The following is a 1,519-nucleotide window of genomic DNA, read 5'->3' on the forward strand; positions in this document are numbered from 1 at the left end:
GCGCATCAAACAATACAAGGAAACGACAGCGGCCAGCTCCTTCGCGGGATGCTGGCCGCTGCGTGTCAAGGCGATCTCGTGATGGATCAGGCCATGATCCTTGATCTGCCGGCAGGCATCGCCGCCGGCGGTGGCCACATGCACCTCATGGCCTTCCTGCAAGGCGGCCAGGGCGATCGGAAGGCGGTGGGAGAGAAAAAACTCAGGCGCATTGACGACAAACAACAGACGGCGCTTGCCGATTTTCTCGTCACTCTTCGGTTGGCCGCTCACAACCTGAGATCCACCGCATCCTTGGGCAGCACGTACTTCAAGTCATACAGCACATGCTCGGCCTTGCCCCAGGCGCGGATGCCTTCGACGCCCAGTTCGTGAAACTCGCGGTGGGCCACGGCGAGGATGATGGCATCGTAGGCACCTGCCTGGGGGTGATCGATCAGGCGTATATCATAGGCCTGATCGGCCTCGTCCTTGTTCACCTGCGGATCGAAGACATCCACCGCCACGTTGTAGTCGGCAAGCTCGGCGAGAATGTCCACCACCCGGGTATTGCGCAGGTCCGGGCAGTTCTCCTTGAAGGTCAGGCCCATCACCAGCACGCGTGCCCCTTCCACGTGGATGCGGCGCTTGATCATCTGCTTGATCAATTGGCTGGCCACATAGGCGCCCATTCCGTCGTTGATGCGCCGCCCGGAAAGGATCACCTCGGGATGGTAGCCCACCTGCTGGGCCTTGTGGGTCAGGTAGTAGGGGTCCACGCCGATGCAGTGGCCACCCACCAGGCCGGGGCGGAACGGCAGAAAGTTCCACTTGGTGCCGGCGGCGTCCAGCACCTCTTCGGTATCGATGCCTAAGCGATTGAAGATCATCGCCAGCTCGTTGATCAGGGCGATGTTCACGTCGCGCTGGGTGTTCTCGATCACCTTTGCCGCCTCGGCCACGGCGATGGAGCTGGCCTTGTGGGTGCCGGCGGTGATCACCCGGCGATAGAGGGCATCGACAAACTCGGCCACCTCCGGCGTAGAGCCCGAAGTCACCTTCTTGATGGAGGTGACGCGGTGTTCCTTGTCCCCCGGGTTGATGCGCTCCGGGCTGTAGCCGGCGAAGAAATCGCGGTTGTATACCAGCCCCGAAACCCGCTCGATCACCGGTATGCAGTCCTCCTCGGTGGCGCCGGGGTAGACGGTGGACTCATAGATCACCACATCGCCCTGGCCCACCACCTGGCCCAGGCTCTCGCTGGCGCGGATCAAGGGCGTGAGATCCGGGCGCCGGCTGCTATCGATGGGCGTGGGCACGGTAACGATATAGACGTTGCACTCGCGCAGCGCGTCGAGCTCGGCGGAAAAACTCAACTGTGTAGCCTCGGCCAGCAGTTCAGGCTCCACCTCCAGGGTATAATCGATTCCGTCGCGCAACTCGCCAATGCGCTTGGCGTTGATATCGAAACCCACCGTGGGCAGCAGCTTGCCGAATTCTACCGCCAGGGGCAGGCCGACATAGCCGAGGCCGATGACGC

General features: G+C 62.3%; 2 protein-coding genes. Both read right to left on the reverse strand.

The annotated features are described in order from the left end of the window. Positions 1-273, reverse strand: a 273-nt coding sequence (locus ACESMD_RS04955; protein ID WP_372610899.1) for a hypothetical protein, incomplete at its 3' end; no start/stop codon positions are given. After that, positions 270-1,519, reverse strand: a 1,250-nt coding sequence (tviB, locus tag ACESMD_RS04960) for a Vi polysaccharide biosynthesis UDP-N-acetylglucosamine C-6 dehydrogenase TviB (protein WP_372610901.1), incomplete at its 5' end; no start/stop codon positions are given. The genes ACESMD_RS04955 and tviB, both read right to left, overlap by 4 nt.

This window comes from Halomonas sp. (genome assembly GCF_041689495.1).
Lineage (GTDB): Bacteria > Pseudomonadota > Gammaproteobacteria > Pseudomonadales > Halomonadaceae > Halomonas.